Genomic DNA, 21,731 nt, shown 5'->3' on the forward strand with positions numbered 1-21,731 from the left:
GATAAGGGGCCGGTGTATTGTGCAGCGCTGATCCGGCCGTCGCTTAGGCTCCGGCGTTCGTGCCTCAAATCGCTCCACTGGAGCGATTTGACCTTGCCTTTGGCAAGGTCGGCACTCACCCCGTAAAACTTCGTATCAATGAGCCCGCCACAAGGTGCCAGCCGTCGACGAGGACGAAGAAGATCAGCTTGAAGGGCAGGGAGATGATGACCGGGGGGAGCATCATCATGCCCATGCTCATCAGCACCGAGGCCACGACCATGTCGATGACCACGAAGGGCAGGAACAAAAGAAAGCCGATCTCGAAGGCCCGGCGCAGTTCGGAGATCATGAAGGCGGGGATGAGGATGCGCAGTTCGAGGTCTTCGGGGTTTTCCGGCGCCGGGGTTTCGGTCAGATCCATGAACAGCATCACGTCCTGGGGGCGGACATGGGTGCGCATGAATTCGTGCAATGGCCCGGAGCCCAGTTCGATCGCTTCGACGATCTCAACCTCGCCGGCGACAAGCGGTTCGATGCCCAGCTCATAGCTTTGCTGCAGTGTGGGCGCCATGATGAAGGCGGTGAGAAACAGCGCCAGCGAGATCATCACCGAATTGGGCGGCGCGGTCTGCAGCCCGATGGCGGTGCGCAGCAGCGAAAGCACCACCACGATGCGAGTAAAACTGGTCACCATCACGAGAATGGAGGGCGCGAGCGCCAGGATGGTGATGAGCGCGATCATCTGGATCGCGCGTTCGGTCAACGTGGTCTCGTCGCCGAAATCGATGGAGATGTCCTGGGCAATTCCCGTTGCGGGCAACAGCAGGACGGCAGCGAGGCCAAGAGCAAGAACAAGTGCCGCGCGGGGCGTTCCGGCCCGGCGCGGTGCGGTATCAGGACCTGGTTGCGGTGTCCTCGTAATCTCGTTCCCTCGCTTCAAGCAGCGGTTCGGGCTCCACGGTGGTGGTGGCCGACATGGCAACGCTTGTAGCTGAGTCGGACGAGGTGCGGCCCTTATTGTCGGGCTTTCCCCCATCGAGTTTGGGTTCGTTGTCCTCGACCGGGCGCAAAAGGCCGGTATGGCGCAGCGAGGTGCCGGCGGGCCGGGCAGGGGCCGCCGGCTCGGGTGCGACGGCGGGGGCCGGTTCGGCGGGTTTGCGGCGCGGACGCTGGACCTGCTGGACGGGCGGCGCTTCAAAACCGCTTTCGACAACCAGATCGTTGGGGCCGCCGATGACGATGAGGTGCTCGGTTTCATCGCGGCGGATGATGATGGCCTGGCGCTTGTTGTCGATGGCAACGGAATCGATGACCATGAGGCGCCGGTTGCGGCCACGGCCGACACTGGCCGACGCATCGCCCACGAGCTTGATAAGCCATACGGCAAGCACGATCAGAACGATCACGATGGCCAGCGCCACGATCATTGTCAGATAGCCGTTTTCACCGCCGAAAAGGCTGTTCAGAAATCCCACTGTCATGCTCCTGGAAATGGGCAACGCGTCCCGCGACACATAGCCGGACGCTTGGCGCTGGGCAATAGCTGCCTACTATAGCGCAGCTTTGTTCAAAATTGGGAGATTTCCGGCCCTTCCTTTCCGATCGGTTAACGCGCCGTTAACCATGGAGTGGGCAAAGTTTGCCCAGTTAACAGACCGTAACCGGATTCGGCGAACCGACATGGCCATTGGCGATCTGCCCATCTTTGCCGCGCTCAAGAACAGGATGCAATGGCATCAAACCCGCCAGACGCTTCTGGCCGAGAACGTCGCCAATGCCGAGACGCCCGGCTATCGCGGGCGCGACCTTGCTCCGTTTTCCATCGAAAGCACGGCGCGGCATTCGGGGGCCAGTGTCACGACGACGGCGACCAACAAGAAGCATTTCTCGGTCGGGAGCGATCCGAGCCGGGCCATGGGCGCGCGGACGATGAACAGTTTCGAGGTCATGCCCGAGGGCAACGGGGTGACGCTGGAAGAAGAGATGATGAAGGTCACGACCAACCAGATGGACTATCAGGCCGCGACCACGCTCTACACACGCTCCATGCGGCTGATGAAAATCGCCCTGGGCAAGAACGTATAGGACGCTAGCGCATGAACGACTTCATGACATCGATCAAGATCGCCGGGTCGGGGCTCAACGCCCAGACGGCGCGCATGCGGGTGATCGCCGAGAACATGGCCAACGCCGATTCCGCGGGGCACACGCCCGAGGAGGATCCCTATCGCCGCAAGGTGCCGACCTTTCACGCCGTGCTCAATCGCGAACTGGGTGCCACCGAAGTGACGGTCGGGGCGCTGGCCACGGACATGAGCGATTTCTCCTCGCGCTACGAGCCGGGCCATCCGGCGGCCGACGAGAACGGGTATGTCAAATACCCCAACGTCAACACGCTGATCGAGACCATGGACATGCGCGAGGCCCAGCGCACCTACGAGGCCAATCTCAACGTCGTCACCGTGTCGCGCCAGATGCTGGGACGGACGCTCGATATTCTGAGGGGATAGCGGGAGGGCTTCCAGTAAAAGTGGGAGCCACTTTTGCGGTTCGGAAGCGCGACAACTAAAGGATACAAGCTCATGAGCACGCCATTCAATGCAGCCACAGCCGCTTACGGCAATGTCTCGCGCCTGATTTCCGATCAGGCCGGCGGCAAGCTGACAGCGCCCACAGCTTCGCCCTCGGGCACCGATTTCGGGCAGATGCTGGCCGATCAGCTCGGTGGTATCGCCGAGACCGGGCAGCGCTCCGATCAGGTGTCTGTCGATATGATCAACGGCAAGGCCAATGTGGTCGATGTGGTGACCGCGCTGGCCGAAACCGAGTCGGCGATGGAAACCATGGTCACCGTTCGCGACCGGGTGATCTCGGCCTACGAAGAAATCATGCGCATGCCGATCTAGGCTGACCTTTGGGCGTGGCCCTCCAGTACACCGAGGGTCCATTGGGCGTCAGAGCGTGTAGAATGGGCTCGATTCGGCAGGAGCCATTCCCATGAGCGGGGCAGAAACTCTCGATATCGCCACCTCCGGCATCTGGACCCTGATTATCGTTTCGGGGCCGATGATGATCGTGGGACTGGTGGTCGGCGTCATCATCGCCCTGTTTCAGGCTTTGACGCAAATCCAGGAAATGACACTGGTTTTCGTGCCCAAGATCATCGCGATCTTTGTCACGCTGCTGGTGACCTTGCCGTTCATGGGCGCCACGATGAGCGCTTACATGACCCAGATCGTCGACATGATCATAACAGGCGGGTAACGGGCCATGAGCGTGAGCTGGGGCCCCGATGTCGCCTATTATTTCTTTCTCATTTTCGCGCGCCTCGGCACGATCCTGATGTTGCTGCCCGCGCTCGGGGAATCAACGATTCCCACGCGCTTGCGGCTGACGTTCGCGCTGGCGTTTTCGCTGATCCTTTATCCGCTGATCCTGCCCAATCTGGGGGCGGTTCCGGTGACGCTGGGCGGATTGATGACGGCGCTGGGCCATGAACTTGCCGTGGGATTTATCCTCGGGGGGCTGACCCGGCTCATTCTTACGGCGGCGCAGGTCGCAGGTGCGGTGATCGCGTTCCAGATGGGGCTTTCGATGGCCCAGACATCCGATCCCACCCAGCCGGGGGTGCAGGGGGCCATCATTGGCAATTTTCTGGCCATGCTGGGCGTGACGCTGATCTTTGCCACCGATCTGCACCATGTGCTGCTGGCCGGGATCTATGCCAGCTACAGCTATTTCCCGCCCGACGCGCCGCTGATGCTGGGCGATGCTGCGGAAATGGCCACGGAGATGGTGGCGCAGGCGTTTCTGATCGGCACGCAGATGTCGGCGCCGTTCCTGGTTTTCGGTCTGGTGTTTTACCTGGGGCTGGGGATTTTGGGGCGCCTGATGCCGCAGATTCAGGTGTTTTTCATGGCCATGCCGGCCAACATCATCATCGGGCTGATCCTGTTCGCGTTGCTGCTCAGCCTCACGATGACCCTTTATATGACCCATCTCGAAGATCACTTTTCGCAGTTTCTGGGCTAGAGTATGAGCGACGACAAACCCGAACAGAGCGAAAAGACAGAGGACCCCTCCCAAAAACGGCTCGAGGACGCCCACAAGAAGGGCGATGTGGTCAAGAGCCAGGAGGTGACGACCTGGTTCATGATCCTGGGGTCGGCGCTGATCTTTGCCTTTGTCGCCCCGTTTACCAGTGCGCAGTTCATGACCAGCCTCGGCGATTATCTTGGCCGCGCCGACCTTTACGAAGTGGGCGGGCCGGGGTTCAACCAGTTCGTCTATGGCGCGACGATCAGCCTTTTGAGTGCGCTTTTGCTGCCGATGGTCCTTCTGGCGCTGTGCGGGATTGCGGGAAACATGGTGCAGCACCGCATGGTGTTTTCGGCCGAAAACCTCAAACCCAAATTCTCCAAAGTCTCCCCGCTGGCCGGAGCCAAGCGCCTGTTTTCGAGCGAGGCGCTGGTCAATTTCGGTAAGGGGCTGTTCAAGCTCGTGGTGTTTTCCACCATCATGGTGCTGGTGGTCTGGCCCGACCGGGACCGGCTTTCGACCATCATGACCGCCGACCCCATCGTGACACTGGAACTGTTCCAGGAAATCGGCATCAAGATCTTTATCGCGACCCTGATCGCCATCACCATCGTGGCGCTGCTCGACTATATCTACATGCGCCACAAATGGTGGCAGCGCCAGATGATGACGGTCAAGGAAGTGCGCGACGAGTACAAGCAGATGGAGGGCGATCCTCACGTCAAGGGCCGTATCCGCCAGATCCGCATGGAGCGGTCCCGCAAGCGCATGATGGCCGCGGTGCCCGATGCGACGGTTGTGGTGACCAACCCGACCCATTTTGCCGTGGCGCTCAAATACGACAAGGACATGGCCGCTCCCCAGGTGCTGGCCAAGGGCGTCGATGCCGTTGCGCTCAGAATCCGCGGGCTGGCCAGGGATCACGACATTCCAATCGTCGAAAATCCCCCGCTGGCCCGGGCGCTTTATGCGGGCGCCGAGGTGGGCGAGACGATCCCGGCAGAGCATTTCAAGGCCGTGGCGCAGATCATCGGCTATGTGATGCGGTTGAAAAACCGCTCGAGCTGGCGCAGTGGAAATCAGGGTCGACCCTAACCGAGACTGTTAACGAGCGGTTAATCCGCACTACCCAAGGCGAAGTCGGGTTTGCTACCAATAGGAAGCCCGATTCGATTTGCGGGCGGATGTCTCTAGCGAGGAACAAAAAGCGATGGCGGTGGCCCCGATGGACGAGGACAGCTATCCCGAGCCGATGGTGGCGCGTCCGTCGTCCAATGCAGCGCTGTGGCGGGTGATCATCCTTTCGCTCGCTTTCGTCGCGGTTGCCGTAGCGTTCTCGCTGATGGGAGACGCCATTTCGCCCGAAATGATCGTCCTGTTTCTGGGTGTCCTGTCGGTTATCGGGGTGTTTTCGCTGTTTGCGCTGGCGGCGGGGCTGTTCCGGTTCGTGGGGGGCTCTGAAAAGCGGACGTTGGCCCGCGCCATTGTCGACAGCCTGCCCTACGGGGCGGTGGTCACCGACCGCGACGGCAAGATCTTTTATGCCAATGCGCAATATTCGGACCTTTCCAAATCTGTTTCCAAGGGGGTCCCCGTTGGCGTGCCGCGGCTGTTTGCCAGCCAGCCCGAAGCGAGCGAGGCGGTCTATCGGCTTTCGCGGGCCGCGCGGGACGGGCGGGCGATTGTCGAGGATGTGCGGATTGCGCGCGGCAAGAGCGCTGCGCAATGGTTCCGCATCGGGGCACGCAGCCTTCCCGATTACGATGGCGCGCCGGGCAAATCGGTGATCTGGACGGTCGAGGACATAACCCGCGACCGCGAGAGCCAGGAAAATTTCTACGTCGAGCTGCAAAAGGCCATCGACTATCTCGATCATGCGCCGGCCGGGTTCTTTTCGGCCAATGCGCGCGGGCGGATACAGTATATCAACTCAACGCTGGCCGACTGGCTGGGCTATGATCTCGCGGCTTTCGAGGCGGGCGATCTCGATCTTGCCGAGATCGTGCAGGGCGATGGCGCGGGGCTTTTGATGGGCGGCGGGCAGGACGGCGCGGTGCGCACCGAAGTGATCGATCTCGATCTGGTGCGCCACGACGGCACCAATCTGCCGGTGCGGCTGTTGCACCGCGCGGCGCGGCTGGCCGAGGGCGAGCTGGGCGAGACGCGTACGCTGGTGCTCGACCGCTCACGCGGCATCGAGGGGGAAGAGGCATTGCGGGCCGCCGAAGTGCGGTTTTCGCGGTTTTTCAACCACACCCCGATTGCCATTGCGGCGCTCGACGGGGCGGGCAAGGTGGTGCGTACCAATGCGCCCTTTACCCGGATTTTCGGGCTGACATCCGGGGAACGCGGGATCGAGGGGCTCAATGTCGCCTCGCTGATCGATCCGGAAAGCCGGGAAAAACTGGCGATGGCGCTGGCCGATGCCAAGGGGCACCGGTCGGAAATCGCGCCGGTCGATGCGACGATTCCGGGGGAAAAGCCGCGCAGCGTGCGCATGTTCATTTCGGGCGTCGAGCAGGGCGGGGAAAGCGACGAGGCGGCGATCCTTTATGCGCTCGACATGACCGAGCAGCGCCAGCTCGAAGAACAGTTTGCCCAGGGCATGAAAATGCAGGCGGTGGGGCAACTGGCCGGTGGGGTGGCCCATGATTTCAACAACGTGCTGACGGCGATCATCGGGTTTTCGGACCTGCTGCTGCTCAAGCACAAACCGTCCGATCCCTCGTTTGGCGACATCATGTCGATCAAGCAGAGCGCCAACCGCGCTGCGGGCCTGGTGCGCCAGCTTCTGGCCTTCTCGCGTCGGCAGACGCTGCGCCCGCAGGTGCTTGAAGTGCCCCAGCATATCGACGATCTGACGGTGTTGCTCAAGCGGCTGATCGGTGAGCATGTGACGCTCGATGTCGAGCACGGGCGCGATGTGTGGCCGATCCGGGCCGACCTGGTGCAGCTCGAACAGGTGATCATCAACCTTGCGGTCAATGCGCGCGACGCGATGCCCGATGGCGGGCAGATCACGCTGCGCACCCGCAATGTCGAGCAGGCCGAAGCCGAGACTTTCACCTATCCGGGGCTGGTGCCCACCGATTTCGTTTCGATCGAGGTGAGCGATACCGGCACGGGCATGACCCAGGAGGTCATGGAAAAAATCTTCGAGCCGTTCTTTTCGACAAAGGAGCTGGGCAAGGGGACCGGGCTGGGCCTGTCGATGGTCTATGGCATCATCAAGCAGACCGGTGGCTATATCTATCCCGAATCCGAAGTGGGAAAGGGCACGACCTTCCGGTTGCTGCTGCCCCGGCACATCCAGCAGGAAAAGGAAGAAGTGGTCAAGGCGGTTGCGGCGCCTGTCCGCGATCTGACGGGCAATGAACGCATCCTTCTCGTCGAGGACGAGGAGAGCGTGCGCATGTTCTCGGCGCGGGCCCTGTCGACAACGGGTTATGAAGTGTTCGAGGCCGGATCTGGCGAAGAGGCGCTCGAAGTGCTCGAGGAAATCGAGGGCAAGGTCGACCTGATCATTTCGGACGTGGTGATGCCCGAGATGGACGGGCCGACGCTTCTGACCCATGTGCGCAGGCTCTATCCGGGGCTCAAGGTGATCTTCGTTTCCGGCTATGCCGAAGAAAGCGTGCGCCAGGGGCTCGAGGACGACAGGAGCGTGGAATTTTTGCCCAAGCCCTATACGCTCGATCAGATCAATTCCAAGGTCAAGGAAGTGCTTTCGGGCAGTCCGGCGGCCAGCGAGGACTAGTCTTTTTCCGAGGAGTTCGAGGCAGCCAGAAATGCCGCACCAAGACCGGCGCCGATGGCAACGCCGATGCCGATTCCGATGGCGATGTTGTCTAGCGCGACGCCGATTCCGGCACCGATTGCGATTCCCAATGCGTATGAAGTGGAAGAGTTCCATTATTCCAGAATGTTCTTATTTTGTCTCTTGACATATCGAAAACAAAATGAGAACAAATATGCAACCTAGAAATAGGCGTTGAGGGCCGACTGATCGCGTTGCGCGCGCAGGGCATTTGGTGAAATAAGGAGAGCTAACAATGGCAGTTTCACAGCTTCGCGTGGTTGACGGGGGTTCGATGGACAAGAACAAGGCGCTCGAGGCCGCTCTGGGTCAGATCGAGCGCAATTTCGGCAAGGGTTCGGTCATGAAGCTGGGGGAAAACACCTCAGTCAATGTCGAATCGATTTCCACGGGCTCGCTCGGTCTCGATATCGCGCTGGGCATCGGTGGTCTGCCGCGCGGGCGTATCATCGAAATTTTCGGGCCGGAAAGCTCGGGCAAGACAACGCTGGCTTTGCATGTGCTGGCCGAAGCCCAGAAAGGCGGCGGTATCTGCGCGTTCATCGACGCAGAACACGCGCTCGATCCCACCTATGCGCGCAAGCTTGGCGTCAATATCGACGAGCTGTTGATCTCCCAGCCCGATGCGGGTGAACAGGCGCTCGAAATCGCAGATACGCTGGTGCGGTCTGGCGCGATCGACGTTCTGGTCGTCGACTCGGTGGCGGCTTTGACGCCACGGGCCGAACTCGAAGGCGAGATGGGCGATTCCCTGCCGGGCCTTCAGGCGCGTCTGATGAGCCAGGCTATGCGCAAGCTCACGGGTTCGATTTCCAAATCGAAGGCCATGGTGATCTTCATCAACCAGATCCGCATGAAGATCGGCGTGATGTTCGGCTCGCCCGAAACCACGACCGGCGGCAATGCGCTCAAATTCTATTCCTCGGTTCGTCTCGACATTCGCCGCATCGGCGCCATCAAGGACCGCGAGGAAGTTGTCGGCAACCAAACGCGCGTCAAGGTGGTCAAGAACAAGATGGCCCCTCCGTTCCGTCAGGTCGAATTCGACATCATGTATGGCGAAGGCGTTTCCAAGACCGGTGAGCTGCTCGATCTGGGCGTCAAGGCCGGGATCGTCGAGAAATCGGGAGCCTGGTTCTCCTATGACAGCCAGCGGCTGGGCCAGGGGCGTGAAAATTCGCGCCAGTTCCTCAAGGACAATCCCGAGATCGCCAATCAGATCGAGAACGGGGTGCGCGAGAGCGCCGGGCTTATTGCCGCTGAACTGATCACGGCAGGAGAAGGCAGCGCCGAGGACAGCGAAGACTAGAGCCGTTCAGGATTTGATTGACTCAAATCCTTGGCTCCAAGTTCTTGTTTTGGCGCGTGTCCGAGCCGCAAAACCGTTTCCATCCCCGATCGCGTCGAGGACATGGTTTTGCTGGACACGCTCTAATTGGCTGTTGCGGTTTTGCGCGGCCAAGCCGAATTGTGGTCTCTGACCTCCTGGCGCCGGGCAACCGGCGCCTTTCTTTTTTGCAAAACCAGCGGGTTTGCTGCCGGCACTTATTGGCCCGGTGCCGCAGCCTTCGCATTGCACTCGCCCGATGCACACGCTAGAAGGCTTGCTCAAGTTTCCAGCCGGTGAAAACGGGGCGCAATCGGCCGCGTATCCGGCGCATCCAGAACGATAAAGATATGGTGCGGCGCCTTGGCCGCAGACAGGGTTTTTGGGCTCGATCATGACAAGCGTAAACGACATCCGTTCGACCTTCCTCGACTTCTTTGCCAGGAACGGCCATGAGAAAGTCTCTTCAAGCCCGCTGGTGCCGCGCAACGATCCGACGCTGATGTTCACCAATGCGGGCATGGTGCAGTTCAAGAACGTTTTTACCGGGCTTGAAAAGCGGCCCTATTCTCGCGCCACGACCTCGCAGAAATGCGTGCGGGCAGGGGGCAAGCACAACGATCTCGACAATGTGGGCTTTACGGCGCGGCATCTGACCTTTTTCGAGATGCTGGGCAATTTTTCCTTCGGCGACTATTTCAAGGAACAGGCCATCGAAATGGCCTGGACGCTGGTCACCAAGGAGTTCGGTCTCGACAAGGACAAGCTGCTGGTCACCGTCTATCACACCGACGACGAAGCGGCGGACCTATGGAAAAAGATCGCCGGGTTTTCCGATGACAAGATCATCCGTATTCCCACTTCGGACAATTTCTGGACGATGGGCGATACGGGCCCGTGCGGTCCGTGCTCGGAAATCTTTATCGATCGCGGCGATCATATCTGGGGCGGCCCTCCGGGCACGCCAGAAGAAGACGGCGACAGGTTCCTCGAGTTCTGGAATCTGGTGTTCATGCAATACGAGCAAAGCGGCGACGGCAAGCAAGAACCGCTGCCGCGCCCCTCGATCGATACGGGGATGGGGCTCGAGCGGATGGCCTCGATCCTTCAGGGTGTCGAGAGCGTCTTTGAAACCGACATGTTCCGCCATGTGATCGATGCGACCGCTTCTGCAGTCGGGCGCGCGCCGACCCCGGAAACCGTGGCGTCCTATCGCGTCATCGCCGATCATTTGCGTTCGATGTCGTTCCTGATTGCCGACGGCGTGCTGCCGGCCAATGAGGGGCGCGGTTACGTGCTGCGCCGCATCATGCGCCGTGCCATGCGCCATGCAACACTGTTGGGCACCAACAATGCCACGATCTTCAAGCTCGTGCCGTCCCTGGTGCGCGAGATGGGGCAGGCCTATCCGGACCTCGTTGCGGGCGAGGCGATGATTTCGGAAACGATCCGGCTCGAAGAGGAACGCTTCTTAAAGACGCTCAGCCGCGGGCTGCAGATTCTTGAGGACGAAAGCGCCGGATTGGGCAAGGGCGATACGCTGGCCGGCGAGACCGCCTTCAAGCTCTACGACACTTATGGCTTCCCGCTCGATCTGACCCAGGATGCGCTGCGGCTGCGGGGTGTTTCGGTCGACCAGACCGGGTTCGATGCGGCCATGGCGCGCCAGAAAGCCGAAGCACGCAAGAACTGGTCGGGATCGGGCGATGCGGCAACGAGCGCGGTGTGGTTTTCGATTGCCGACACGGCCGGGCCCACAGAATTTCTGGGCTATGAGACCGAAGACAGCGACGGCGCAGTCAAGGCGCTGGTCAAGGACGGGGCAAGCGTGGATACGCTCAATGCGGGAGACGAGGGTTTCATCGTCCTTAACCAGACGCCATTCTACGGCGAAAGCGGCGGGCAGGTGGGAGACACCGGCACGATGGAGAGCGAGGACGGCGCGAAGGTGGTCGTGCTCGATACCACAAAGCAGGCGGGCGGCGTGTTCGCCCATCGCGTCAAGGTCGAAGCCGGGACGGTCAAGATCGACGAGGCGCTGACGCTCAAGGTCGACCATTCCCGCCGAACCGCGATCCGCGCCAACCATTCGGCGACCCACCTTCTGCACGAGGCGCTGCGCGAGGTGCTGGGCAGCCATGTTGCGCAGAAGGGCTCGCTGGTTTCGCCCGACCGTTTGCGGTTCGACTATTCGCACACCAAGCCGATGAGCGAAGCGGAGATCGCCGAGGTCGAGCGCATGGCCAATGCCATCGTGCTGCAGAACGCGCCTGTCGAAACGCGGCTGATGGCCGTCGACGATGCGGTCAAGGCCGGGGCCATGGCGCTGTTTGGCGAAAAATACGGCGACGAGGTGCGCGTGGTCTCCATGGGCATGGCGCTGGATGGGGAAAAGGCGGGCAAGACCTATTCGATGGAATTGTGCGGCGGCACGCATGTGCGGCGCACCGGCGACATCGGGCTGGTCAAGATCGTCCAGGAAAGTTCTGTCGCAGCGGGCGTGCGGCGTGTCGAGGCGCTGACCGCCGATGGCGCACGGGCCTATCTCAACGAGCAGGAAGATCAGCTCAAGACGGTCGCCGCGGCGCTCAAGGTGTCGCCGCGCGATGTGGTGTCGCGGGTCGAAGCGCTGGTGGAAGAACGGCGGGCACTGGAGCGGCAGGTCGCCGATCTGCGCCAGAAGCTGGCCATGGGCGGCGGCGCTGCCAATGGGGCGGCCAGCGAAACGATCAATGGCGTGACCTTTATGGGGCGCGTGGTCGAAGGACTGCAGCCCAAGGATTTGCGCGGGCTCGTCGATCAGGGCAAAAAGCAGATCGGGTCGGGGATTGTTGTCATCGTGGGCACGACCGAGGATGGCAAGGCCGGCATTTCGGTGGGCGTGAGCGACGATCTTGTGTCGCGTTACAGCGCCGTCGATCTGGTGCGGATCGGCTCGACGACGCTCGGCGGGCAGGGCGGCGGCGGTCGTCCCGACATGGCGCAGGCCGGTGGCCCCGACGCCTCGCAAGCCCAGGCGGCGGTTGATGCCATCAAGGCTCATCTGGGCGCCTGATCGCCCCTATCAAACGCATAAAAATGGCCCCGTGAGGGGCCATTTTCGTTACCGCGAAACGCTCAGAACGATGCCTTGAGGCTGGCGCTGATGGCGAGGACCGAGCCGCGGTCCCAGCTTTCGTTCTGCAGATTGCTGCCGGGCGCGATTGTCGAATAGGACACGCCGCCGGAGAACTCGACGCTCTCGGAAATGTCGTAGGCCGCGCCCAGGGTTGCGCCCCAACGGTCGGTCTGGGTGCCGTTTTCCAACACGCCCGCATTGTCGACCGAGGCGGTGCCGCGATCCCATGTAACCGTGCCCAGCACGGTAAGCTCGGGAGTCAGTGCGTGCCCGACCCCGCCGGTCACCGTCCAGCCATCGCGATAGTTGAGATCGGTGCTGATGGGACCGGCATTTGTACTGACAGCAAGTGTATCGACCACCGACCAATCGACCCATTTGACCGAGCCGAGCACGAGCCACCCCGGCGCAACGCCGGTCTGGGCCTTGAGCTCGATCGATTGCGGGGCGGTGACATTGGCGCTGGCCGGGCCGGAGAACGGGGTGCCGTCCAGGGCCGTGCCATCGAGGTCATAGGAAACGGCGGAATTGTAGATTGCGCTGACGCGCAGGGCGATCTCTTCGATTTCATAGGCAACACCCAGCCGCCAGCCGGCCGACATGCCGTCGATATCGATGGGGGCCGTGATGCCCAGAGCCGTGGGGACGGTGGCAGTGTAGCTCAATTGCTGGGCCGATATGCCGCCGATGATGCTGGCAACGCCGGGGCCGACGTCGAGCCCGTAAGCGCAGGTCAGGCCGATGTCATTGGAACTTATGCGCTCGCGCACGGCCTGGCTGGTGGCGAAGGCATAGGCCCTGTCGCGATCGGTGCCCGAACCGAACGGGTTCTGTGCCGAGACCAGGCATGAGGTGTTGTCGATAATCTCGCCGCTTATGCCGAAATTGTAGTGAACGCGGCTTGGTGACGAGGACACCGTGGTTCCCGGGTAGCCGGGATTGGTAATGGCGTGATCGATATCGACATAGGTGATCGTGCCTTTGGCGGCATAGGTCGCCGGATCGAAGATCATGTCCCAGTTGTAGCCATTGGCTTCCAGACCCCCGGCCTGGGCGGAGCCGCCGACGGCCATCAGGCCCAAAACGGCAAGTGCATGGGAACGCTTGCGTGGTGCACGCATTGAGTAACTCTCCTCCTGGAGCCGTTCGGGATCTGATTGACGCAGATCCTTGGCTCCAACCTTTGTTCTGTCGCGTGTCCGAACCGCAAAAACGTCTTGCCGGACATGCGCGGGATTGTCCTGACGCGTCCCTCCAACACGCCGACGCCATAAGCCCTATCGTTATCGATAGCGCTATGACGCTTACGTCAACAATCGCTGTGTTCCCTGTCCCGGTCAATTGCCCCGAAGCGGATTTGGTCAAAAATGTGTCACAAATGCACATCCGCAACAGCGCCGTGCGAGACTGCGGGCAAAAGAAAAGCCGCCCCGAGGGGCGGCTTTGGCAGCTGTGTTCGGCTTGATGACGGTTACGCCATGGCCTTTTGCAGGTTGGCGTCGATGGCGTCCAGGAACCCCATTGTGGTGAGCCAGGGCTGATCGGGGCCGACCAGAAGCGCCAGATCCTTGGTCATCTTGCCCTGTTCGATCGTGTCGACGGTGACCTTTTCGAGCGTGGCGGCGAAGGTTGCCAGTTCGTCATTGCCGTCGAGCTTGGCGCGGTGGGCAAGGCCACGGGTCCAGGCAAAGATCGAGGCCGTGGAATTGGTCGAGGTTTCCTTGCCCTGCTGGTGCTGGCGGTAGTGACGGGTCACGGTGCCGTGGGCCGCTTCGGCTTCGACGGTCTGCCCATCGGGGGTCATGAGAACCGAGGTCATCAGGCCGAGCGAGCCAAAGCCCTGCGCGACGATGTCGGACTGCACGTCGCCATCGTAGTTCTTGCAGGCCCAGACGTAACCGCCGGACCATTTGAGGGCCGCTGCAACCATGTCGTCGATCAGGCGGTGCTCGTACCAGATCTTCTTGGCTTCGTATTTTTCCTTGAACTCGGCCTGGAAGACTTCCTCGAAGATATCCTTGAAGCGGCCGTCATAGACCTTGAGGATGGTGTTCTTGGTCGAGAGATAGCAGGGGACGCCGCGCTGGAGGGCATAGTTGAGCGAGGCGCGGGCGAAGTCGCGGATCGACTCGTCGAGGTTATACATGGCCATGGCCACGCCCGAGGAGGGAGCGTCGAACACTTCGTGCTCGATTTCCTGTCCGTCTTCGCCAACGAACTTGATGGAGAGCTTGCCTTTGCCGGGGAATCTGAAATCGGTGGCGCGGTACTGATCGCCATAGGCGTGACGGCCCACGATGATGGGCTGGGTCCAGCCGGGGACGAGGCGCGGCACGTTCTTGCAGATGATGGGCTCGCGGAAAATCACCCCGCCCAGGATGTTGCGGATGGTGCCGTTGGGCGAGCGCCACATCTTCTTGAGACCGAATTCCTCGACGCGGCCCTCATCGGGGGTGATGGTGGCGCATTTGACGCCGACGCCGTGCTTCTTGATGGCGTTGGCCGCATCGACGGTGATCTGGTCGTCGGTTTCGTCGCGCTTCTGGACGCTGAGGTCGTAATATTCAAGATCGATGTCGAGATAGGGGTGGATCAGCTTGTCTTTGATGGCCTGCCAGATGATGCGTGTCATCTCGTCGCCGTCAAGTTCGACGACGGGATTGGCGACTTTGATCTTGCTCATATATGTGTGCTCCTCGCGCGCAAAAACCCGGTTCGGCCAGCACGGGCCAGCCAAAGTTCGCGGTCCCTATAGCAGAGCATTGGAAAGGCGCAAAGTGTCTCGCCGCGAAGGGGGCTTGCCGAGCGGGGGTGGCACGGAGGTGAATAGTATAGTGTATTTACACATGTGTAATTACACTATAGGTTGCCGCCATGACCTTTGCCTTTTTCGATTGCCTCGTGCTCAACACCGTCATGGCGGCGCGGGCGCTGACGCGCCGGTACGACAAGGTGCTCCGGCCTTTTGAAATTTCGGTTGTCCAGTTTACCGTCCTTATGACGGTTCGGAACTCGCCGCGCATGTCGGTCAATTCGATGGCGGCACGAATTTCGATGGATCGGACGACGCTGCTGCGCAATCTCGAGCCACTCGCCAAACGCGGGCTCGTCGTCGCGGGACGCCCGGAAAAGGGCAATATCCGACACTATGAACTCACCGGGAAGGGCGCGGCGCTTCTTGACGACATCCTGCCGCTCTGGCGGGAATCCCAGGTCGAATTGAGGGCGCTGGTGGCCGAGCCGGGGGCTGAGGATTTCCTTGGCGGGTTGCGTGCCCTTACCGCCGGTGAGGCGCGCGAGCACGCGGACGCCTGAAGGCCCGGACGGCATATCAATCCAGAACCATTGATGGAGACTTTCGATGCAAAGCGATGATCCGGTTGTTGTAACCGGGATGGGTGTGGTGTCGCCGCTTGGGGTGGGCGTTGCGACCAACTGGGAGCGGCTTATTGCCGGCAAGAGCGGGGTCGTGCGCAACGATCGCTTCGATACGACGGGGTTTGCCTCCCACATCGCCGGGCTGGTTCCCGACAAGACCAACGATCCCCAAGGGTTCGATCCAGCCGAATGGATCGAGCCCAAGGAAATCAAGAAGATGGATCTTTTCATCCAGTATGGGCTTGCCGCAGCGGCGCAGGCGCTCGATCAGGCCGGCTGGCACCCCCAGGACGATGCAGGGCAGCAGGCAACGGCAACGATCATCGCTTCGGGCGTGGGCGGGGAGCCGGTGATGGCGCAGGCGGCGCGCACCATTGCCGAAAAGGGGCCGCGGCGGCTCTCGCCATTCACCGTGCCCTCGTTCCTGGCCAATATGGCGGCGGGCTGGATTTCCATTGTGCATGGGTTTCGTGGGCCGATCGGTACGCCGGTTACGGCGTGCGCGGCGTCGGCCCAGGCGATCGGCGATGGCATGCGGCTGATCCTGACCGGTGAAGCCGAAGTTGCCGTGGTGGGCGGGGCCGAGGGTTCGGTCGATCCCATTTCAATTGGCGGGTTCGGCGCGTCGCGCGCTTTGACCTCGTCCTATAATGACGAGCCGCACAAGGCCTCGCGGCCGTTCGACAAGGGGCATTCGGGGTTCGTGCTGGCCGAGGGGGCAGCGGTGCTGGTGATCGAAAAGCTCAGTCACGCCAGGGCGCGCGGGGCCGTGCCGCTTGCGGTCGTGGCGGGATATGGCACGTCGGCCGACGCCTATCATTTGACGGCGGGATCGCCGGATGGGGCTGGGGCTCAAGTGGCGATGCGCAAAGCACTGGCCATGGCGGGCATTTCTCCCGATGCCGTGGGCTATGTCAACGCGCATGCGACCGCCACGCCGGTGGGCGATGCGGCGGAACTGGCCGGCATTGGTGCGGTGTTCGGCGATCGGGGCAAGTCGCTGGCGATTTCGTCTACAAAATCGTCGACCGGGCATCTTCTCGGCGCGGCAGGGGGCATCGAGGCGATGTTCTCGGTGATGGCGCTGCGCGAAAACACGCTGCCTGCCACGATCAATCTCGACGATCCGGTGCCCGAGGGCGGGGACTTCGAGCTCGTGCCCAATACGCCGATCGCCAGGGAAGTGGACTATGTCATGTCCAACTCGTTCGGGTTCGGCGGGATCAACGCGACGCTGGTGTTCGGGCGGGTCTGACCTGTTTGGGCGGCAGGGTGGCCGTAAACGCCAGGCAGCGGTCAACCCATTGGGCGAGACCGCTGTCGGGTTCGAGCACGTCGCCATCGACTTCAACAAAGCCCGACATGGTCTTGGTGCCCATGGTCATGGGCCGGCAGCCGGGAAGGGTAAGGGCGTCCTCATAGCCGTCCTTGCCGACGCGGGCGAGCAGGGCTCCGTTTTTCATGATGCCGCAGACCATGTTGCCGTCGAGCATGAAGCAGCGTCCGCCGAACATCTTTTGTTCGGTGATGCCGGGAATGGGGGCAAGGCGCTCGCGGATTCGGTCTGAGAGGGCGTCGGCGATGTGGCTCATCTACATTCTTTCATGGGCCTCAATACCGGGGAGTTCAGGGTCCCATTGCGGGCGCTGTCCGGCATAAAGCACCATTGCGGGATTGAACCAGTCGGAATTGTCGAAGGCGCCGATGGCGATGCCGATCACGCCGGGAGCCGTGTTGCGTTCGGAAAACAGGGTGGAGCCGCAGGTTGGGCAGAACGAGCGGCGGCGTTCGCTGCCACTATCGGCAACGTTTTCGAACACGGCCGGTTGTCCGCTGACCGTCAGATCATCTGTCTTGAAGAATGCCTGAACGATGTGCCCGGTGCCGGTGAGCCGCCGGCAATCCTCGCAATGGCACTGGGCCATGCGGATGGGCGGTTCGGCGACCGTAAAGCTGATGGTTCCGCACAGGCAGCGGCCGGTTGCAAACATCAAAATCCTCCGTTGTCGCGATAGGTGTCGTAGTGTGGGAGCGTCTCGTCGAGGGTGTCCCAATCGAGATGGGTGCGCGAGAAAATCGCCTGACTGGGCGAAAACCAATCGGGTCGGTCGAACAGGCCGGCGGGAACCAGAGCCAAAAGCGGCGCACGGGCTGTTCTGGCAAAAAGGGGCGTTCCACATTGGGGGCAGAAATAGCGGGTGATCTCAGACCCGGAAGCGGCCTGGCGGGTATGGCCCTTGGTCTTGCCCGAAACGGCAACTGAATCGGTCGACATCAAGACGACGGCAGAGTGGCCCGTGCCGGTCGATTTGCGGCAATCGAGGCAGGAGCAGACCAGCATGGAGCGGACAAGCCCCTCGATCCGAAGGCTTACGGCGCCGCAGGCGCAACTGGCGGTTTCATCGAGGCTGAGTGTTGGCATCGGCGAAAGCTGGCACGAGCACGCTGACAAATCCAGCGCTATTGTTGCCATTGCGACCGGCAAGCATTAGTGCCTCAGCCTTCAACAAACGAGCGCCGGGCTAATGACTTTTTTCGCAATAGAAACCGAGAGGCTGATGCTGCGCAAATTCGCACCGTCAGATGCCGAAGCGACAGCCGCCTATCAGGGGCTGCCCGAAGTCGCACGCTACTGCATGTGGGAGCCGCGCTCGCTCGATCGCGTTCGTGAGCTGATCCCGCGCTGGATCGCCATGGATGGAACGGGCGAGAACAGCGAAGGCATTCAATATGCGGCCGTGCTCAAGGCGAGCGGAGCGCTGATCGGGGATGTGGTGCTGATGTTTGAGGATCGCGCAGCGCGGCAGGGGCAGATCGGCTATGTCATGAGCCCCCAATTCCAGGGCCAGGGCTATACGACCGAGGCGATGGAAGCGGTGCTGGCGGTGGGTTTTGAGCAGGTGGGCCTTCACAGGATTTCGGCGCGGTGCGATGCGCGCAACAGCGCCTCGTGGCGGGTTATGGAAAAGCTGGGCATGCGGCGGGAAGCGCATTTTCGCGAGCATGCGATCTTCAAGGGTGAGTGGGACGAGGAATTGGTTTACGCCATTCTCGAAGACGAATGGCGCGCAGCGCGGAAGGCAAACTGATGGCGGGGACCGACAGCAGCAAGGAATTTGCGTTCCGGCCCACGCCGGCGATCATTCTGGTCGAGCCCCAGCTTGGCGAGAACATCGGGGCTGCGGCGCGGGCCATGGCCAATTTCGGGCTTTGGGATCTGCGGCTGGTCAATCCACGGGACGGATGGCCGAACGAAAAGGCCACGGCATCGGCGGCCAAGGCGCTGCCGGTGATCGAGCGGGTGCAGGTGTTCGAGACGCTGACAGAGGCGATGGCCGATCTCAATCTGGTCCTGGCAACGACGGCGCGCAACCGCGAGATGTTCAAGCCCGTGATCGGGCCCGACGAAGCGGCGGACCGGCTTTCGACCCATATCGGGGGCGGGCAGAAGGCCGGGATTTTGTTCGGGCGCGAGCGCTGGGGGCTCAACAATGACGAGGTGGCGCTGGCCGATGCCATCGTGACGCTGCCGGTCGAGCCGGCCTTTGCTTCGCTCAACATTGCCCAGGCGGTGCTGGTTATTGCCTATGAATGGCGGCGCGCGGCGCTCAAGGATCAGCCACTGCCCTTTTCTGCCGATGAGGGCGAGCCGGCACCGCGCGGGCAACTGGCCGCGATGACCGAACAATTGGGCGAAGCGCTCGACCGGGCGGGGTTCTTCAAGACCCCGGCGAAGCGGCCCGGCATGATGAACAATATTCGCGCTATGTTCGCGCGCGGCGGGTTCAACGCGCAGGAGGTGCGCACGCTGCGCGGCATCGTTGCGGCGCTCGACCGGCGGCACGAGCGGCCCAATCCTGCTCGGCACAAGGACGAGGACGCAGACGATTTGTCCTGAGGTTGCCGTGCTCGGGTCTCGCAGCTAGGGTGGGACGCAAAACCCTCCCGTATTTTCCAATCAGGTCTGTCATGGTCGCCACGCAATCTCCCGCTCCCAAAGCTGGAGCCGGTTCACCGCAAAGCGGGATGGCGCTTATGATCGCGGCGGTTCTTCTGGTGCCGATCAGCGATGCGATGTCGAAGAGCCTGACGGGCCTTCTCAGCCCGTTTGAGATCGCCTTCTGGCGTTTCGCGTTTCAGATGGTGATGCTGGGGCTGTTCATTGTGGTGATGCGCCGGCGGCTGGCGCGGGGGCCGTGGGGGCTGATGCTTCTGGGCGGGGCGACGATGGCGATCGTGCTCTCCTCGCTGATCGGGGCGTTCGTCACCATGCCGATTGCCACAGCGATCGCGATCTTTTTCGTCGAGCCGTTGATCCTGACAGTGCTTTCGGGCCTGCTGCTGGGGGAAAAGACCGGCTGGCGGCGCTATGTGGCGGTGGCCGTGGGGCTGGTTGGCGCGGTCGTCGTCATTCGGCCGAGTTGGGATATTTTCGGCTGGGCGTCGATTCTGCCGCTGATCGCAGCGACTGGATTTGCTTCCAATGCGATCGTCATGCGCAAGCTGGGCCGGCATATGGACGCCATTTCGATGCAGTTCTGGTTTTCGCTTGTGGCGATGGCGTTGATCGGGGTCGGATTTGCGCTGCTGGGCCAGTTCCAGTTGGTAAGCTTTTCGGGCGGCATCGATACCAGCGGACCCTGGGGGCTGCTGGTGTTCATGGGCATGTTCTCGGGGCTGACCTTCTTTTTGTTTGCCGAAGCCTTTCGGCGTACACCGGCTTCGACGCTGGCGCCGTTCCAGTATATCGAGATCATCGGGGCGACGATCGTGGGGTATATCGTGTTCGGCGATTTTCCGGACCTGTGGACCTGGGTGGGCACGGCCATCATACTGGCCTCCGGGCTCTACGTCTTTCACCGCGAGCGCAGGGTCGCCCGCAGCGCTTGACTTTATGCGCTTTGCCCCCTAGAAACCGGCCATCCTGATCGGCTTTGTCCGTCAGGAAGCACCCGGGACCGTCGGTTTGCGTTTTTGGTCGGCTTTCGAGCCGGACCTGAAATTCACGTTTTTCGCACGGTCTGTCGGTTCTGCTTTCGGGCAGAACAGAGGAGGGCGCTGTCTTTTATCGGTTAGAGAATCCGTCCGGTCGATCCGGACGTCATTCTCTAATTTTATGTGTCGCGCTTTCGAACCGCAAAAGTCTGCAACTTTTGCTGAATGCGCTCTGATTTGAAAGGACAAGCGATGTCAAAACGTCATTCGCAGAAGCACAAGATCGACCGCCGTCTCGGCGAAAATATCTGGGGTCGTCCCAAGTCCCCGCTCAATGCCCGCGCCTATGGCCCCGGCCAGCACGGCCAGCGCCGCAAGAGCAAGCTTTCCGACTTCGGTATTCAGCTGCGCGCCAAGCAGAAGCTGAAGGGGTATTACGGCTCGATCACCGAAAAGGCCTTCAAGCGCGTTTACGCCGAAGCCGCCCGTCGTCGCGGTGATACCGGCGAAAACCTGATCGGCATTCTCGAAAGCCGTCTGGACGCTATCGTCTATCGCGCCAAGTTCGTGCCGACCGTGTTCGCGGCGCGCCAGTTCGTCAACCATGGCCATGTTCAGGTCAACGGCAAGCGCGTCAACATCCCGAGCTACAACGTGCAGCCGGGCGATGTGATCTCGATCCGTGAGCGCTCCAAGCAGCTCACCATCGTTCTCGAAGCCGTCCAGCTCGCCGAGCGCGACGTGCCCGATTACGTCGATGCCGATCACTCCAAGATGACCGCGACCTTCGTCCGCGTCCCGACCCTGGGCGATGTGCCCTATCCGGTCCAGATGGAACCGAACCTGGTTGTGGAATTCTATTCGCGCTAAGCGAACCATACAGTTTTACGAACAAGGGCCGCCCGGTGGGCGGCCCTTTTTGTTTGGCCCGCCCATATGCGCGGACGTTCCGCCTTGCGGAATGCTGGCTGGCGGGGTTTGCCAGTACCCTGGCGCGCCGCAATCATTTGATCGTTCAATTCCGGACAGTTTGAGAGCACCAGTCCGCTGGGCGGTGCGCGGCAGGCGTTTGCGTGCGTAGCAGGCGTCGACTGCCGTCTGCCGGTTTGAACCTAATGTTGCCATTCGTTTGAGGA

The 21,731-nt window shown here is 61.5% G+C and carries 23 protein-coding genes; 15 read left to right on the forward strand and 8 right to left on the reverse strand.

What is annotated here, in order from left to right; all coding sequences use genetic code 11:
* Positions 1-115: 115 nt before the first annotated feature.
* Both fliP and V6617_RS07515 read right to left on the reverse strand, forming a co-directional pair.
* The gene (gene fliP / locus V6617_RS07510; protein ID WP_422394813.1) at positions 116-922 is read right to left on the reverse strand and encodes a flagellar type III secretion system pore protein FliP; all 807 of its coding nucleotides are present in this window, start codon (positions 920-922) and stop codon (positions 116-118) included.
* The gene (locus tag V6617_RS07515; protein WP_338610135.1) at positions 876-1,457 is read right to left on the reverse strand and encodes a hypothetical protein; all 582 of its coding nucleotides are present in this window, start codon (positions 1,455-1,457) and stop codon (positions 876-878) included. Before V6617_RS07515 ends, fliP begins: the two co-directional genes overlap by 47 nt.
* 205 nt (positions 1,458-1,662) lie before the next feature.
* On the opposite strand from V6617_RS07515, the gene flgB reads away from it, so the two are divergent.
* The 7 genes from flgB (at position 1,663) to cckA (ending at position 7,777) form a co-directional block, all read left to right on the forward strand.
* Positions 1,663-2,067 (forward strand): flagellar basal body rod protein FlgB, encoded by a 405-nt coding sequence (gene flgB / locus V6617_RS07520; RefSeq protein ID WP_338610137.1) that lies wholly within the window; start codon positions 1,663-1,665, stop codon positions 2,065-2,067.
* Between the two features lie 11 nt (positions 2,068-2,078).
* Entirely contained in the window at positions 2,079-2,492 is a 414-nt protein-coding gene (gene flgC / locus V6617_RS07525; protein ID WP_338610138.1) for a flagellar basal body rod protein FlgC, read from the forward strand.
* Positions 2,493-2,564: 72 nt separating this feature from the next.
* Positions 2,565-2,888: a flagellar hook-basal body complex protein FliE gene (locus V6617_RS07530; RefSeq protein ID WP_338610139.1), complete on the forward strand. Its 324-nt coding sequence runs from the start codon at positions 2,565-2,567 to the stop codon at positions 2,886-2,888.
* Between the two features lie 91 nt (positions 2,889-2,979).
* On the forward strand, positions 2,980-3,246 hold the full coding sequence (gene fliQ / locus V6617_RS07535) for a flagellar biosynthesis protein FliQ (protein ID WP_338610141.1): 267 nt from the start codon (positions 2,980-2,982) through the stop codon (positions 3,244-3,246).
* A gap of 6 nt (positions 3,247-3,252) precedes the next feature.
* Positions 3,253-4,014 (forward strand): flagellar biosynthetic protein FliR, encoded by a 762-nt coding sequence (gene fliR / locus V6617_RS07540; protein ID WP_338610143.1) that lies wholly within the window; start codon positions 3,253-3,255, stop codon positions 4,012-4,014.
* Between the two features lie 3 nt (positions 4,015-4,017).
* The gene (flhB, locus tag V6617_RS07545; RefSeq protein ID WP_338610145.1) at positions 4,018-5,115 is read left to right on the forward strand and encodes a flagellar biosynthesis protein FlhB; all 1,098 of its coding nucleotides are present in this window, start codon (positions 4,018-4,020) and stop codon (positions 5,113-5,115) included.
* A 115-nt stretch (positions 5,116-5,230) separates the two neighbouring features.
* On the forward strand, positions 5,231-7,777 hold the full coding sequence (cckA, locus tag V6617_RS07550; RefSeq protein ID WP_338610146.1) for a cell cycle histidine kinase CckA: 2,547 nt from the start codon (positions 5,231-5,233) through the stop codon (positions 7,775-7,777).
* On the opposite strand, the gene V6617_RS07555 is transcribed toward cckA, so the two are convergent.
* Complete coding sequence (locus tag V6617_RS07555; protein ID WP_338610148.1) at positions 7,774-7,908, reverse strand: hypothetical protein; 135 nt, start codon at positions 7,906-7,908, stop codon at positions 7,774-7,776. The genes cckA and V6617_RS07555 overlap by 4 nt on opposite strands.
* A gap of 164 nt (positions 7,909-8,072) precedes the next feature.
* Between V6617_RS07555 and recA the strand changes: the two genes are divergently transcribed.
* Both recA and alaS read left to right on the forward strand, forming a co-directional pair.
* Entirely contained in the window at positions 8,073-9,146 is a 1,074-nt protein-coding gene (gene recA / locus V6617_RS07560) for a recombinase RecA (protein ID WP_338610150.1), read from the forward strand.
* Positions 9,147-9,558: 412 nt separating this feature from the next.
* Complete coding sequence (gene alaS / locus V6617_RS07565; protein WP_338610152.1) at positions 9,559-12,219, forward strand: alanine--tRNA ligase; 2,661 nt, start codon at positions 9,559-9,561, stop codon at positions 12,217-12,219.
* 62 nt (positions 12,220-12,281) lie between these two features.
* Here the strand turns inward: alaS and V6617_RS07570 are convergent, their stop codons facing one another.
* Positions 12,282-13,403 carry an OmpP1/FadL family transporter gene (locus V6617_RS07570; protein WP_338610154.1) on the reverse strand — a complete coding sequence of 374 codons (1,122 nt, stop codon included), beginning with the start codon at positions 13,401-13,403 and terminating at the stop codon, positions 12,282-12,284.
* 350 nt (positions 13,404-13,753) lie between these two features.
* Positions 13,754-14,965, reverse strand: a complete 1,212-nt coding sequence (locus V6617_RS07575; RefSeq protein WP_338610155.1) for an NADP-dependent isocitrate dehydrogenase — start codon at positions 14,963-14,965, stop codon at positions 13,754-13,756.
* A gap of 191 nt (positions 14,966-15,156) precedes the next feature.
* Here V6617_RS07575 and V6617_RS07580 point away from each other — a divergent pair, with 191 nt between their 5' ends.
* A complete protein-coding gene (locus V6617_RS07580) occupies positions 15,157-15,597 on the forward strand; it encodes a MarR family winged helix-turn-helix transcriptional regulator (protein WP_338610157.1) in 441 nt (146 codons plus the stop codon).
* A gap of 46 nt (positions 15,598-15,643) precedes the next feature.
* Complete coding sequence (fabF, locus tag V6617_RS07585; protein ID WP_338610158.1) at positions 15,644-16,915, forward strand: beta-ketoacyl-ACP synthase II; 1,272 nt, start codon at positions 15,644-15,646, stop codon at positions 16,913-16,915.
* On the opposite strand, the gene V6617_RS07590 is transcribed toward fabF, so the two are convergent.
* The 3 genes from V6617_RS07590 to V6617_RS07600 are packed head-to-tail and all read right to left on the reverse strand — an operon-like array spanning position 16,884 to position 18,082.
* Positions 16,884-17,252 carry a TfoX/Sxy family protein gene (locus tag V6617_RS07590; protein ID WP_338610160.1) on the reverse strand — a complete coding sequence of 123 codons (369 nt, stop codon included), beginning with the start codon at positions 17,250-17,252 and terminating at the stop codon, positions 16,884-16,886. The genes fabF and V6617_RS07590 overlap by 32 nt on opposite strands.
* Entirely contained in the window at positions 17,253-17,651 is a 399-nt protein-coding gene (locus tag V6617_RS07595) for a GFA family protein (RefSeq protein WP_338610162.1), read from the reverse strand.
* On the reverse strand, positions 17,651-18,082 hold the full coding sequence (locus V6617_RS07600; RefSeq protein ID WP_338610164.1) for a GFA family protein: 432 nt from the start codon (positions 18,080-18,082) through the stop codon (positions 17,651-17,653). Before V6617_RS07600 ends, V6617_RS07595 begins: the two co-directional genes overlap by 1 nt.
* 103 nt (positions 18,083-18,185) lie before the next feature.
* On the opposite strand from V6617_RS07600, the gene V6617_RS07605 reads away from it, so the two are divergent.
* The 4 genes from V6617_RS07605 to rpsD all read left to right on the forward strand — a co-directional run bounded on the left by V6617_RS07605 (position 18,186) and on the right by rpsD (position 21,465).
* Positions 18,186-18,749, forward strand: coding sequence for a GNAT family protein (locus tag V6617_RS07605; RefSeq protein ID WP_338610166.1), 564 nt, complete (start codon positions 18,186-18,188; stop codon positions 18,747-18,749).
* On the forward strand, positions 18,749-19,558 hold the full coding sequence (locus tag V6617_RS07610) for an RNA methyltransferase (RefSeq protein WP_422394826.1): 810 nt from the start codon (positions 18,749-18,751) through the stop codon (positions 19,556-19,558). The genes V6617_RS07605 and V6617_RS07610 overlap by 1 nt, the downstream gene beginning before the upstream one ends.
* Before the next feature lie 137 nt (positions 19,559-19,695).
* Complete coding sequence (locus V6617_RS07615; RefSeq protein WP_338610169.1) at positions 19,696-20,550, forward strand: DMT family transporter; 855 nt, start codon at positions 19,696-19,698, stop codon at positions 20,548-20,550.
* Between the two features lie 297 nt (positions 20,551-20,847).
* On the forward strand, positions 20,848-21,465 hold the full coding sequence (gene rpsD, locus V6617_RS07620; protein WP_338610170.1) for a 30S ribosomal protein S4: 618 nt from the start codon (positions 20,848-20,850) through the stop codon (positions 21,463-21,465).
* Positions 21,466-21,731 lie beyond the last annotated feature (266 nt).

This window comes from Pelagibacterium nitratireducens (genome assembly GCF_037044555.1).
Taxonomy (GTDB): Bacteria; Pseudomonadota; Alphaproteobacteria; order Rhizobiales; family Devosiaceae; genus Pelagibacterium; species Pelagibacterium nitratireducens.